This window comes from Rhodococcus sp. EPR-147, assembly GCF_001647185.1.
Taxonomy (GTDB): domain Bacteria; phylum Actinomycetota; class Actinomycetes; order Mycobacteriales; family Mycobacteriaceae; genus Rhodococcoides.
The window spans coordinates 1-13,006 of sequence record NZ_LVCU01000286.1 but is presented as its reverse complement, the minus strand read 5'-3'; the positions used below and the strand labels follow the sequence as shown (position 1 = coordinate 13,006).

The 13,006-nt window shown below is 65.9% G+C and carries 12 protein-coding genes; 5 read left to right on the top strand and 7 right to left on the bottom strand.

The window, feature by feature from the left end; translation table 11 throughout:
* On the top strand, positions 1-2,139 hold a 2,139-nt coding region (locus A2J02_RS13545), incomplete at its 5' end, for an acetate--CoA ligase family protein (RefSeq protein WP_068050655.1).
* 127 nt (positions 2,140-2,266) lie between these two features.
* On the opposite strand, the gene A2J02_RS13540 is transcribed toward A2J02_RS13545, so the two are convergent.
* The 3 genes from A2J02_RS13540 to A2J02_RS13530 form a co-directional block, all read right to left on the bottom strand.
* Positions 2,267-3,238, bottom strand: coding sequence for a sigma-70 family RNA polymerase sigma factor (locus A2J02_RS13540; RefSeq protein ID WP_032377730.1), 972 nt, complete (start codon positions 3,236-3,238; stop codon positions 2,267-2,269).
* Between the two features lie 178 nt (positions 3,239-3,416).
* The gene (locus A2J02_RS13535) at positions 3,417-4,910 is read right to left on the bottom strand and encodes a DUF7782 domain-containing protein (RefSeq protein ID WP_068050654.1); all 1,494 of its coding nucleotides are present in this window, start codon (positions 4,908-4,910) and stop codon (positions 3,417-3,419) included.
* 33 nt (positions 4,911-4,943) lie between these two features.
* Positions 4,944-5,312 (bottom strand): DUF3099 domain-containing protein, encoded by a 369-nt coding sequence (locus A2J02_RS13530; RefSeq protein WP_068050653.1) that lies wholly within the window; start codon positions 5,310-5,312, stop codon positions 4,944-4,946.
* A 94-nt stretch (positions 5,313-5,406) separates the two neighbouring features.
* Here A2J02_RS13530 and A2J02_RS13525 point away from each other — a divergent pair, with 94 nt between their 5' ends.
* Positions 5,407-5,643 carry a DUF3039 domain-containing protein gene (locus A2J02_RS13525; RefSeq protein WP_068050652.1) on the top strand — a complete coding sequence of 79 codons (237 nt, stop codon included), beginning with the start codon at positions 5,407-5,409 and terminating at the stop codon, positions 5,641-5,643.
* Here A2J02_RS13525 and A2J02_RS13520 read toward each other — a convergent pair.
* The gene (locus A2J02_RS13520; RefSeq protein ID WP_068050651.1) at positions 5,616-6,728 is read right to left on the bottom strand and encodes a YihY/virulence factor BrkB family protein; all 1,113 of its coding nucleotides are present in this window, start codon (positions 6,726-6,728) and stop codon (positions 5,616-5,618) included. The genes A2J02_RS13525 and A2J02_RS13520 overlap by 28 nt on opposite strands.
* A gap of 190 nt (positions 6,729-6,918) precedes the next feature.
* Here A2J02_RS13520 and A2J02_RS13515 point away from each other — a divergent pair, with 190 nt between their 5' ends.
* A complete protein-coding gene (locus A2J02_RS13515) occupies positions 6,919-8,658 on the top strand; it encodes a DEAD/DEAH box helicase (RefSeq protein WP_068050650.1) in 1,740 nt (579 codons plus the stop codon).
* Positions 8,659-8,766: 108 nt separating this feature from the next.
* On the opposite strand, the gene A2J02_RS13510 is transcribed toward A2J02_RS13515, so the two are convergent.
* Complete coding sequence (locus tag A2J02_RS13510; protein WP_027496884.1) at positions 8,767-8,961, bottom strand: DUF7455 domain-containing protein; 195 nt, start codon at positions 8,959-8,961, stop codon at positions 8,767-8,769.
* A 233-nt stretch (positions 8,962-9,194) separates the two neighbouring features.
* Here A2J02_RS13510 and A2J02_RS13505 point away from each other — a divergent pair, with 233 nt between their 5' ends.
* Together A2J02_RS13505 and A2J02_RS13500 are read left to right on the top strand one after the other, a co-directional pair.
* Positions 9,195-10,124 (top strand): EamA family transporter, encoded by a 930-nt coding sequence (locus A2J02_RS13505; protein ID WP_068050649.1) that lies wholly within the window; start codon positions 9,195-9,197, stop codon positions 10,122-10,124.
* A gap of 28 nt (positions 10,125-10,152) precedes the next feature.
* On the top strand, positions 10,153-10,512 hold the full coding sequence (locus A2J02_RS13500) for a DUF952 domain-containing protein (protein WP_068050648.1): 360 nt from the start codon (positions 10,153-10,155) through the stop codon (positions 10,510-10,512).
* A 77-nt stretch (positions 10,513-10,589) separates the two neighbouring features.
* On the opposite strand, the gene A2J02_RS13495 is transcribed toward A2J02_RS13500, so the two are convergent.
* Positions 10,590-11,918 (bottom strand): RNA polymerase sigma factor, encoded by a 1,329-nt coding sequence (locus A2J02_RS13495; RefSeq protein ID WP_068050647.1) that lies wholly within the window; start codon positions 11,916-11,918, stop codon positions 10,590-10,592.
* A 159-nt stretch (positions 11,919-12,077) separates the two neighbouring features.
* Positions 12,078-12,899: a polyphosphate--glucose phosphotransferase gene (ppgK, locus tag A2J02_RS13490; protein ID WP_068050646.1), complete on the bottom strand. Its 822-nt coding sequence runs from the start codon at positions 12,897-12,899 to the stop codon at positions 12,078-12,080.
* Positions 12,900-13,006: the final 107 nt, after the last annotated feature.

The following is a 13,006-nucleotide window of genomic DNA, read 5'->3' as shown; positions in this document are numbered from 1 at the left end:
CTGGAGTTCGCCATCGACCCCAGCGAAGCTCTGCTGTCGGTGCGCAATTCCCGTGAGCGTGCCGCCGAGGCCCGCAGTGTGCGCAATGTACTGAGCCCACGATCGGTGGCCGTGATCGGAGCGTCGACGGACAGCTCGAAGGTGGGCAACGCCGTTCTGGCGAATCTGCTGGCGGGCAACTTCACCGGGCCCGTCTATCCCGTCAACGCCGACCATCGTTCGGTTCGCGGGGTCCGCGCCTACGCCACGGTGCACGACATCCCGGATCCGGTCGATCTTGCGATCGCAGCGGTACCGGCCGATGCGATCGACGCGGTACTCGACGACTGCCTCGACAAGGGCGTCAAAGCGTTGCTGGTGGTGTCGGGTGGATTCGGCGAGACCGGACCCGCGGGGCAGGAGAGCGAGCGCAGGCTGGTGCTCGCGGCGAGGGCGCACGGAATGCGGTTGATCGGGCCCAACGCGCTCGGTGTGGCGAACACCGATCCCGAGTTCGGTCTGAACGCCACTCTTGCTCCGCATCTGCCCACTCCGGGCAACGTCGGGTTCTTCTGTCAGTCCGGTGCCCTCGGCATCGCGATTCTGGACGAGGCCGCCAACCGCAGGCTCGGACTGTCGACCTTCGTCTCGGCCGGAAACCGCGCCGATGTGTCCGGTAACGATCTACTGCAGTACTGGGATTCGGACCCGGCCACCGAGGTGATCCTGCTGTACCTCGAGAGCTTCGGTAATCCCAGGAAGTTCACCAGGATCGCCCGACGGGTGGCGCGCAGCAAGCCCATCATCGCGGTCAAGAGCGGCCGCGGGGCCGTGCCGCCCGCACATGCGATCGGTGCCGACATCGACGACTCCATCGTGCGCGCACTGTTCGCTCAGGCCGGAGTCATCCAGGTCGACACCATCTCGGAACTCTTCGATTGCGCGGTGCTCTTCGGAAATCAGCCGCTGCCCGTCGGACCGAGGGTTGCCGTGGTGGGAAACTCGACCGCGCTCGGGGTGTTGGCGGTCGACGCTGCGCGGGCCAAGGGCTTGCATGCGAGCAGCCCGATCGACGTCGGTCCGCAGGCCGGTCCCGAGGATTTCGCCGCGGCCGTGTCGTCGGCACTGGCCGCGTCGGACATCGACGCTGTCATCGTCGTGTTCGTACCCCCGGTGGCGGTGGAGGTGGAGCCGTTCGCGACCGCGCTCGGCAACGCCGTCCGTGGATCCGACAAGCCCGTACTCTCGACGTTCCTCGCTACCGAGGGCATTCCGGACGTCCTGGCGGTCCGGGGGCCGGGTGGATACCCCATCCGCGGTTCGGTGCCCTCGTACTCGAGCCCGGAGCGAGCGGTTGCCGCCCTCGCCGCCGCGTGGCGCTACTCCGCGTGGCGGTCGCGACCGGTGTCGAACCTGGTCCGGCCCAAGAGCATCGATTCCGAACGCGCCAAGCAGCTGGTCGAGGGCTGGCGTTCGGCAGGCAGTCACGGACGGTGGCTCTCCGACTTCGAAACCGCCGAGTTGCTGGGCTGCTACGGACTCGACGTCGTCGCTTTCCGGACGGTGACCGACGAGGACGAGGCCGTCGCAGCGGCAGACGAACTCGGCTACCCGGTGGCGGTCAAGGCGACCGGTGAACGGTGGCGGCACCGGCCGGATCACGGTGGAGTGCGCCTCGACATGGCGGACGCGTCCGCGGTGCGGGTGGCGTATCGCAATCTGGCGGCAGACTCGGGCGAGCCGTTGTTGCACGTCCAGCGCATGGCGGTCAAGGGAATCGGCTGCGTCGTACGCGTACAGGACGACCCGTCGTTCGGATCGCTCATCTCGTTCGGTCTGGCCGGCGTCATCTCGGACCTGCTGGGCGACCGTGCCTATCGGGTACTTCCGCTGACCGAGGACGAGGCCGCGCAGCTGATCGACGCGCCCAAGGCGGCTCCGCTGCTGTCCGGATATCGCAATGCGGTGCCCGTCAACAAGAATGCCCTGATCGACCTCGTGCAGCGGATCTCGGCACTGGCAGAAGATATCGCCGACATTCGCGAGATCTCGTGCGAGCCGGTTCTGGCGTCCGCCGACGGCGCACAGATCACCGATGCGCGCGTTCGCATCGGTCCGGAACCGACCAAGGCCGATCTGGGCCCGCGTCGATTGCGCTGACCGAGACCGGCTTCGAAAAGGCAGAAGCCGAGGCGACGTCCCAGGGGGAGAGGACGTCGACTCGGCTACCTCACGAGGTGGCGCGAGCGGGGATGATCACCGCTGCGCCACCGGTCGGTGGTGACGTTCAGCTGGCGTAGGACCGCAGCTTCTCGGCGCGGTCGCCCTGCCGAAGCTTCACCATCACCTCGCGCTCGATCTGACGGACACGCTCACGGGAGAGCCCGAAGAGCTTGCCGATCTGATCGAGGGTGCGGGGCTGTCCGTCGTCCAGGCCGTATCGGAGACGGATGACCTGCTGCTCCCGCTCGTCGAGAGTGCCGAGAACGACACGAACGTCGCTGTGCAACAGTCCGGCGATGACGGCATTCTCCGCAGACGTCGCCTCGGAGTCCTCGATGAAGTCACCGAGGGGTGCTTCCTCGTCGCTGCCCACCGGCATGTCCAGGCTCACCGGGTCGCGGCTGTGGTCGAGCAGGTCGGCGATCTTCTCCACCGCGATACCCGATTCGCTCGACAACTCCTCGTCCGTTGCCTCGCGGCCGAGCTGCTGGTGCAGTTCACGCTTGATCCTGGCCAGCTTGTTGACCTGTTCGACCAGGTGGACAGGGAGCCGGATCGTGCGGCTCTGATCTGCCATCCCGCGGGTGATGGCCTGACGGATCCACCAGGTCGCGTAGGTCGAGAACTTGAAGCCCTTGGCGTAGTCGAACTTCTCCATCGCGCGGATGAGTCCGAGGTTGCCCTCCTGGATCAGGTCCAGCAAGGGCATACCGCGCCCGGTGTAGCGCTTGGCAAGAGACACGACCAGGCGAAGGTTCGCTTCGAGGAGATGGCTGCGGGCAGCACTGCCGTCGCGGACGATGATGGCGAGGTTGCGCTTCTTGACCGCGCTCAGCCTCTTCGTGTTCTCGAGAACCTGCTTCGCGTACAGACCAGCCTCGATCCTCTTGGCCAGATCTACTTCCTCGGCAGCCGTCAGCAACGCGGTGCGGCCGATGCCGTTGAGATAGACGCGAACGAGATCGGCTGCTGGGCTCTGGGCGTCCAGATCGGCGTCGGTCGGCCGTGGACGAATCGTGGTGCTGGGGCTGGTCATGACTTGCCTCCTGGTCGGTGGTGTCTCACAGGGTTCAACGCTCGGGAGACTCCGATAAGTTCCCACGCCGATCCGGTGGATACCCGCGTGACCAGGGATTACGTCATGTTCGTCCTGAGAAGTTGCTGAGAAGTGAAACCGCCGGGAACGGTCGCTCTCGTGGGGTGACGTCCGGGACTCATCGGGCCGGCAGAACCAGGCCGTGCCGGACGAGCCCCTGCATCATCGTCACCGCATGCTGTGCCAGTTCCTCTGCGTCCTCGTCGTGCGCAGCAGCGAGCAACTCCACCAGTTCACCGACCGGTAGGCCATCGGGTCGCAGCCCGGCGAGCAGAGCCGCACCGAGTTCGTCGACGTCGTGCTGCCACTGCGGGCCGTTTCCGCGATGGACTCGCAGCGCTACCGGAGCCCAGCCCTCGTCGCCGGGGAGATATACCCGTTCGAGTGCGGTGTTCGGTTCCAGAGTCAGCACCGAGTCGAGGATGTCGTGCTCTCGCAGCCAGTCCAGCCGCGCGAAGTACTCGATCGCTTCGTTGCCCAGCGGGTCGGAGAAGCCGTGCGTGAGCTCCTCGGCCAGAAGGTCGGTCGGCGCATCGGTACTGCGGAGATAGACGAACCCGAAACCGATTCCTTCCACGTCGGCGGCAGCGAAGTGATCGAGCCAGGACTGTGCCACCGCGGCCGCGTCGGGATCGCGGGGATCGAGTCCGCCGTCGCGCATCCACGTGCCCACGTACAGCGCGGGATCGGCGACGTCGCGCTCGACGACCCAGGCGTCGATCCCGTGCGCGGGAAGCCACGACGCCACGCGAGCACGCCAGTCCTCGCCGCGGACGTGCACCCACGAGGCCAGGATGGCAGCGGTACCACCGAGCGTCAGGTGGTCCGGGGCCCGGCCGATCATCAGAGCGCTCGCGCCGTCGAGATCGAGGCCGGAATCGCGGTACGAATGCAGCACTTCGGCGCGGCCGACGACGAACGGCGGGTTGGCGACGATGCGATCGAATCGACGCCCGGTAACCGGCTCGAACCACGAACCGTGCAGAAACTCGACGTCGAGGCCGTTGAGCGCCATTGTCGCCGCCGCGAGGTCCATCGACCGCGGACTGATGTCCGTTGCGGTCACCTGCGCCGCGTAGTCGCAGGCGTGGACGGCCTGGATGCCGCATCCGGTACCGACGTCGAGAACACCGGTCACCGGGGACGTGGGGGTTCCCCGCAGCAGCGACAACGAGGCCTGGCCGACGCCGAGTACGTGGTCGCGAGCAGTCTCGGCGACGCGCATGCTGCCGTCCGGATCCGAGACGATCCATCGGGTTCCGTGTCCGGCGTCGAGCGGTCGAATGTCGAGCAGCGTCCGCACCGTCGACCCGGAACGGGTCAGGATCCCGGCCGAGACGGCGTCGTCGACCGTCAACGGTGCGATGGCGTCGGCGACGTCGGACTCGGCGCAGTCGTCGACGAGCAGGAACAGGCGCACCAGAACACCCAGCGCGCCGCCGTCCCGACTGGCGTTGCGGACCGGCACCGGCTCGCTGCGACCGAGGGCAGCATGGGCGTCGTCCCCGAGCAGCGTCAGCACGCCGTCGGCGTCGTACCCCGCCCGCTCGAAGGCATCACGAAGACCGGCGCAGGCGAGGACGAGCGGGGACGTGGAGTTCGGTGCAGTCACGACGCAAGTGTCGCATCGGCGAGGGCCGGTGCGTCAGTCGTCGCCCGCTTCGATCACCCGGTGGTTGCTCGATTCCAGTTGCGGCCTGTCGACGGTCCGGTAGTCGTACCGGCTCATCTCGTCCTTGGTGCGGGGCGGCCGATCGTTGGCGATCAGCACAGCCATCCACGGCAGAGGAATGGACGCTCCGACTATTGCCATGGAGATCCACGGGTTCATCCACATCCCGTACGCGATGGCAGCCAACACCAACGCCGGAATGCGGAACGACATGATGAACATGTATTTGCGGACGCGAGCTTTGTGCTGCTCCTCGACCGACTGCTGCGCCTCGGTGATAAGGACGGGCCCATCCGGCGAGTCGCTGTACGCGCTTCCGTCGAACCCTGGGGTTCTCGTCATACCTCCACTGTGGCACTACTGCTCACAGAATGCTTGCAACGAGCTTGTGCAACCGGTTACCCCTCGATGGGGATTCACGGATTAATCTGTGTCCATGAGCACTCAGACGAAGGACCGTCCCGATATCGCACCGGACGAAACCACGGAAGACGACCGGCCGAAGTTCTTCCACTACGTGAAGAAGAACAAGATCGCCGAGAGCGCAGTGATGGGTACGCACGTCGTCGCGCTGTGCGGTGAGGTGTTTCCCGTCACCAAGTCGGCGAAGCCCGGATCACCGGTGTGCCCGGACTGCAAGAAGGTCTACGAGGGCCTGAAGAAAGGCGACTGAGCACCGTCTCCCGGGTGTCGGTCGGGGGTCGGCTCGGGACGCCCCGAGCGGGCGCGGTCGCCGGACAGTTTGATCGGCCCCGTGGCGAGCCGTCGGGCGACAGCGGTCACCGGCCCCGACGGCTTGTCGTCGGTTGCGGTCTGCGCTGCGATCCACTCGCGCATCTGGTCCATTCGTGTTGCCCGTGCAGGTGAGAACTCCTGGATCGTCGCGTTGAACTCGGCCCCGAGCACGACGGCGAAGCCGAGGAAGAACGTGAACAGCAGAAACGCGATGGGTGTCGCCAGGGCGCCGTAGGTGTACCCGGTGCTCGTCACCCAGCCGAGGTATCGACGCAGGACCGCGCTCGCGATCATGAAGAACACCCCGGCCAGCAGAGCGCCGCCGAGGAGACGATGCCACGGCAGCGAGGTGTGCAGAGCAACCTTGTACAGCGTCGTCAAACCCATGATCAGCAGTAGACCGACGGCCGGGTAGTAGAAGAAGTCGACGAGCTCGCTGCCCACCGTGATCCACGAATCCGGCAGGATCTGCTGCACGTACACCGGTCCGAGGGCGACGAGCGGAAGCACGAAGACCGCGATCACCAGGAAACCCACGTAGAGAAGCAGCGCGAAGAACCGCTGCCAGACGGGGTTTCGCGCGTCGGCCTGGCCGTGCGCTTCCACGATGGAATCGACGAACGTCGAGATCGCCGACGACCCGGCCCACAACGAGAGCAGAAAGCCCACGGACACGATCTCTCCGCTGCCCTGAGCGAGGACGTCCTTGACCGTCGGCGCGATGATCTGGTCCACGACGCTGCCGCTGAACAGGGTGTTGCTGAACGTGATGATCTTGGACTCGATGATCTCGACGGTGTTGGGTCCGAACCATCCGCCGACGAGTCCCAGACTGCCCAGCACACCGAGCAGCAGCGGCGGCAGTGACAGCGTCTGCCAGAACGCGGCCGTTGCAGCCTTGCTGAAGATCGAATCGTCCCACGCTTTGCTCAGAGTGCGCACAGTCACTTTCCACACCGCGTGTAGCGGTTTTCTCGCCGACAATCGTTCCGGTGGTGGAGTTCCGCCTGCAGACTCGCTCATGGTTCCTCCAGCATTCCTGACGAAAGGCGTCTTCGCCTAACAGCCGACTCGCCGTGTCGCATCCGACTCGCCCCAGCGATGCGGGATCGGTCGGTGCGGAGCGATAGGCTCCTCGGCGGACACTGCAGGGCTACCGAGAGCGCGAGGAATTTACATCGATGCCAGGAACCGGCGGCCAGTGAGCGCTGACATGTTCGATCCGACACCACCATCGACCGAGCAGCCTGCCGCTCCCACGAGCGGGGGAGCACCGCTGCGCGCGTGGCAGCGACGGGCGCTGACGAAGTATCTCGTCGCCTCGCCCAAGGACTTTCTCGCGGTCGCAACGCCCGGCGCAGGCAAGACGACGTTCGCCCTTCGGGTGGCTGCCGAACTGCTGGCCCATCGCACCGTCGATCAGGTCACCGTCGTCGCGCCCACCGAGCACCTCAAGCACCAGTGGGCGGAGTCGGCGGCCAGGGTCGGCATCGCATTGGACTCGCGCTTCTCGAACTCGACCGGGCAGACCTCGAGCGACTATCACGGCGTGGTCGTGACGTACGCGCAGATCGCATCGCACCCGTTCAAGCATCGGGTGCGCACCGAATCGCGTAAGACTCTCGTGATTCTCGACGAGATTCACCACGGCGGCGACGCGAAGAGCTGGGGTGAAGGCATTCGCGAAGCGTTCGGAGACGCCACGCGACGGCTCGCACTGACCGGTACGCCGTTCCGCAGCGACGACAGTCCCATTCCGTTCGTCAACTACGAACCGGATCAGGACGGCCTGATGCGGTCCAAGGCCGATCACGCGTACGGCTACTCCGATGCTCTTGCGGACGGCGTCGTCCGCCCGGTCGTGTTTCTCGCGTACTCCGGAGAGGCGCGCTGGCGGGACAGTGCCGGTGAGGAGTACACCGCCCGGCTCGGTGAGCCGCTCAATGCCGAACAGACCGCGAGGGCATGGCGCACCGCACTGGATCCGCAGGGCGACTGGATGCCGGCCGTGCTGTTGGCGGCGAACACGCGTCTCGCGCAACTGCGGGCAGGAGGCATGCCCGATGCAGGCGGTCTGGTGATCGCGACCGATCAGACGGTGGCGCGGGCCTACGCGAAGCTGATCGAGGTGATCACGGGGGAGACACCGGCGATCGTGCTGTCCGACGACCCCACGTCCTCGGCTCGCATCGCCGAGTTCGGCAAGAGCGATCAGCGTTGGATGGTCGCGGTTCGCATGGTGTCCGAGGGCGTCGACGTTCCGCGACTGGCCGTCGGTGTCTACGCGACGAGCGCGTCGACCCCGCTGTATTTCGCGCAGGCCATCGGCCGCTTCGTGCGGTCTCGGCGCAAGGGGGAGACCGCGAGCGTCTTTCTGCCGTCGGTACCGGTGCTGTTGGATCTCGCGTCGCAGCTCGAGGCGCAGCGCGATCACATTCTCGGAAAACCGCACCGGGAGAAAGACGGTTTCGACGACGAGCTGTTGGCCGACGGCAAAAAGCAGAAGGACGAACTGGGCGAGGAAGAGAAGGCGTACACCTCGCTGGGTGCGGATGCGGAACTGGATCAGGTGATCTACGACGGCTCCTCGTTCGGTACCGCGACGTTCTCGGGCAGCGACGAGGAAGCCGACTATCTCGGTCTGCCCGGCTTGCTCGACGCGAAGCAGATGCGCGACCTGTTGCGTCAGCGTCAGCAAGAGCAGATCGACAAGCCCGCTGCGGGCCCTGCGGTGCCGGCTCCTGCCGTCGTCAACGACAGGGCCACCAGTGCGGGCCAGTTGGCCGGCCTGCGGCGTGAATTGAACAGTTTGGTCGCGGTGTACCACCACCGCACCGGGAAGCCGCACGGGGTGATTCACGGCGATCTGCGTCGTATCTGCGGCGGCCCGCCGACGGCGATGGCGTCGGCCGATCAGTTGGGCGAGCGAATCGCGCAGTTGCGGAAGATGTAGGGCCACGGGCGGAACCGGGCACGAAAAAGACGGACGGTCTGATGACCGTCCGTCTTCTTCGTGTTCGTCGATCGTGGCGAACCTGTTTCCCCCGACACAAAAGGTGGGTTACACCGTGGAGTCCGATTCGGTCATCACCGTTGCGTTCACTTCACGCAAACGGGCTTCGTGCTCGGTGGCGTGGTGACCGCAGAAGAGAAGTTCTCCACCGGTCGAGAGCACGACACGCGCGCGAGCCCCTGCACCGCACCGGTCGCACCGGTCCGCTGCTGTCAATTGTGGGCTGGTCAATGTTCCGGGCATGACTCCTCCGTACTGGCTTGCGGGTTGTCCCGTTCGCCTGGGGCCGGTCCGCCGCGTCGGTATGGCGCGGTTCGTTCACTCTGTCAGACGTATGGCGGTCACGCGTTGTTCCCGAGCGCGTTTCTTTGTGTTGTCACTAACACGAAACATGTCCCACGAGCAGGAACATCTCCCAGAGTGTTCGCTGAGAGCTGATACCGGTTCACGCGAGCCACGGCAGTAGGGTCGCCGATGTGTCTTCGACTTCCACTTCGCTCTCCGGCGCATCGAAGCTCGGTATTCCATCCCTGTTCGTCATCGGCGCGGTGTGTATGTACGTCGGCGCGGCGATCGGGGTGTTCCTGTTCGACGTCGTCGATCCGGCAGCGGTGGCGTGGCTGCGCGGCTTCGGTGCGGCGCTGGTTCTGGTGCTCTGGCGACGGCCGTGGCGGCGCAGGGCGGGCACCGGCGGTGCGTGGACCGTGCGTCGGGCGATCACGGCCGCCGCGTTCGGCGGTGCGACGATCGGCATGAACGCAATGTTCTACGAGGCGATCGCCCGGCTTCCCCTCGGCGCGGCGGTGGCCATCGAGTTTCTCGGGCCGATCGCGGTCGCTGCTGCCGGGTCGAGAAGGCCTGCCGATGTGTGCGCGTTGCTCCTGGTGGTGGCCGGTGTCGGGGCCATCGCTTCCGCGCAGTTCGAGGGCGGTGAGGTGGGGCTTGTCGGGATCGCGTTCGCGCTGGGCTCGGCGGCCCTGTGGGCTGCCTACATCGTGCTGGGCAAATCTGTTGCCGACGCAGGCCAGGGACTCGACGACATGGCTGCCGGGTTCGGAATCGCGTCCGTACTCCTGGCCGTGCCGTTGTTCGGACCGTTCGCGGCCGCGCACTCGAATGCGTTGGGAGACTGGCGGATCTGGGTTCTCGGATTGGGCGTCGGGCTGCTGTCGAGTGTGGTTCCCTACGTTCTCGATCAGTACGTCCTGGTGCGAGTGGGCCGGGCGCGCTTCGCATTGTTGCTGGCGCTGCTTCCGGCGACGGCGACGGTGGTCGGTGCCGTGGTGCTGACCCAGATTCCGACGGCTCTCGAGGCTCTGGGAATCGTGGCTGTCATCGCTGCCGTCGTCGTCGGTGGCCTGCCGGCCCGCAGAGATCGTGGCGTTGCCGACATTCCACCGCCCTGAGCCGCACTCGACACTGCAGAATGGAACGGTGACCAGCAAGCAGGACGACCTCGTTCACATCTGCACGGCAGGGGAGTGGCTCGCGATGCGCGGTCGGGCCGAATACACCCCGGACTCGTACGATTCCGTCGGGTTCGTGCACCTGTCCACACCCGAACAAGTGCACCTGCCGGCGAATCGGCTCTTCTCCGGGCGCACGGATCTGGTTCTGCTGCGCATAGATACAGCTCGTCTGACGGCACCCGTTCGGTGGGAACCGGGGGTACCGACAGATCCGGAGTCGATGGTCTTCCCGCACCTGTACGGACCGCTACCGATCGCGGCCGTGACCGCGGTCGTCGACTATCGGCCGGGGCCGGACGGAACGTTCGGGGTGCCGCAGGTGTGACGGCATCCACGCCGCAAAAGAACAACGACCGCTGATCACTGTGATCGGCGGTCGTTGTTCGAGATGGAGCGAACGAATCAGTCCAGGTAGTCGCGCAGTACCTGAGAACGCGACGGATGACGCAGCTTGGACATGGTCTTGGACTCGATCTGACGGATTCGCTCGCGCGTGACGCCGTAGACCTGACCGATCTCGTCGAGGGTGCGGGGCTGACCGTCGGTGAGGCCGAATCGCAGACGAACCACGCCTGCCTCGCGCTCGGACAGCGTCTCGAGAACCGACTGCAGCTGATCCTGGAGCAGAGTGAACGACACGGCGTCCACGGCGACGACGGCTTCGGAGTCCTCGATGAAGTCACCGAGCTGGCTGTCGCCCTCGTCACCGATGGTCTGGTCGAGCGAGATGGGCTCACGCGCGTACTGCTGGATCTCCAGCACCTTCTCCGGCGTGATGTCCATTTCCTTCGCGAGCTCTTCGGGAGTGGGTTCGCGACCCAGATCTTGGAGGAGCTCACGCTGGATGCGTCCGAGCTTGTTGATGACCTCGACCATGTGCACCGGGATGCGGATGGTGCGGGCCTGATCGGCCATGGCCCGGGTGATCGCCTGCCGGATCCACCACGTGGCGTACGTCGAGAACTTGTAGCCCTTGGTGTAGTCGAACTTCTCGACCGCGCGAATCAGACCGAGGTTGCCTTCCTGGATGAGGTCGAGGAAGGCCATGCCACGACCGGTGTAGCGCTTGGCCAGGGAGACGACGAGTCGAAGGTTCGCCTCGAGGAGGTGGTTCTTGGCGCGGTTGCCGTCACGGCAGATCCACGTCATGTCGCGACGCTGCGCAACGGGAAGCTTCTCGCCCTTCTCCGCGGACTCTCGCATCTTCTCGACCGCGAACAGGCCTGCCTCGATGCGCTTGGCCAGTTCGACTTCCTCTTCGGCGTTGAGGAGTGCGACCTTGCCGATCTGCTTGAGGTAGGCACGCACGGAGTCGGCGGACGCGGTGAGCTCGGCGTCCTTGCGGGCCTGACGCAGCGCCTCGGATTCCTCTTCGTCCCAGACGAAGTCGCCGGACGCCTTGTCCTCGGCAGTCGGCTCGGCGGTGGCGTCTTCCTCGGTGTCGTCACCGGCGGCCACCACCTCGACGACATCGTTGGCGGCAGCGGCGAGGTCGCCCTCGGAGATGTCGATGTCCTCGATCCCGGGAGTGCTCTCGTCGGCGTCGTCGGAAGCCGGAGCAGCTGCTGTCTTCTTCGCTGCGGCCTTCTTCGCCGGGGCCTTCTTGGCTGCGGCACGCTTGGCCGGTGCCTTCTTTGCCGGTGCCTTCGCAGCGGGTGCCTTGACAGCAGGTGCAGGTGTCGCAGACTCGGTTTCGGAATCTACGGTCTGACGGATATCGGTGGCTGCCACGTACGCCCTTTCGTGACGAAGTCGTGCGGCGTCACGCCAGAGTTGTTTCCGGCGGAGAGGTCTTCGGATTCGGCCGGCTGCGTACCGGCACACACCATTGTAACGACCTCTCAGGAGTTTGTTACCGACCCTCGCCCTACGCAGGTGGCAACCCGCGTGTCAGTCCAGCGATCCGGCGGACGTACCGGTCTCGGCGGACGGTACGGCGGAGTCCGCTGCGAGTGCGGCACCGACGATCCCGGCAGTGTTCAGCAGGGTTGCCGGAACCACGGGTGTGCGATTGGTCAGGTGCGGAATCCACTTCTCGCTCTTGCGGCTGATGCCGCCGCCGGCGATGAAGAGATCCGGCCACAGCAGCGCCTCGAACGTCTCGAGAACCTTCGAGACCTCCTTGGCCCACTCCTTGTAGGACAGGCCCTGGTTCTCCTTCACCGACGACGCCGCACGATGCTCGGCCTCCTTGCCGTCGATCTCCATGTGGCCGAATTCGGTGTTGGGAAGCAGAACGCCGTTGTGCAGCACGGCCGAACCGATCCCGGTGCCGAACGTCAACAGCACGACGACGCCGTCCCTGCCCTTGCCGCCGCCGTACTTGTCCTCGGCCACTCCGGCTGCATCCGCGTCGTTGAGCACGGTGACGTTCTCGGTGCCGATGGCTTTCGCGAACAGCGCGCGGGCGTCGGTGTCGATCCAGGACTTGTCGATGTTGGCGGCCGAGCGAGCGACACCGTTGGTCACCACTGCAGGCAGGGTGACGCCCACCGGGCCGGTCCACTCGAAGTGCGCGACGATCTCGGCCACGGTGCGCGCGACGGCATCGGGGGTCGACGGTTGCGGCGTCTCGATCTTGTAGCGGTCGCCGACGAGCTCACCGGTGCTCAAGTCAACGATTCCGCCCTTGATGCCGCTGCCGCCGACGTCGACGCCGAACCCGTGGCGCGCCGCCGCAGCGGTGGTGTTGTCCGAACCTGCCTGTGTCATGTGGATGCCGCTCCTGGCGTGATCGAATCAGTGTGATGCCGTCGGTTCCGAACAATAGTGTGTTTCGGCGTTCGTGGGACGGTGACGTCACCGGCGGTCGCTGCGGT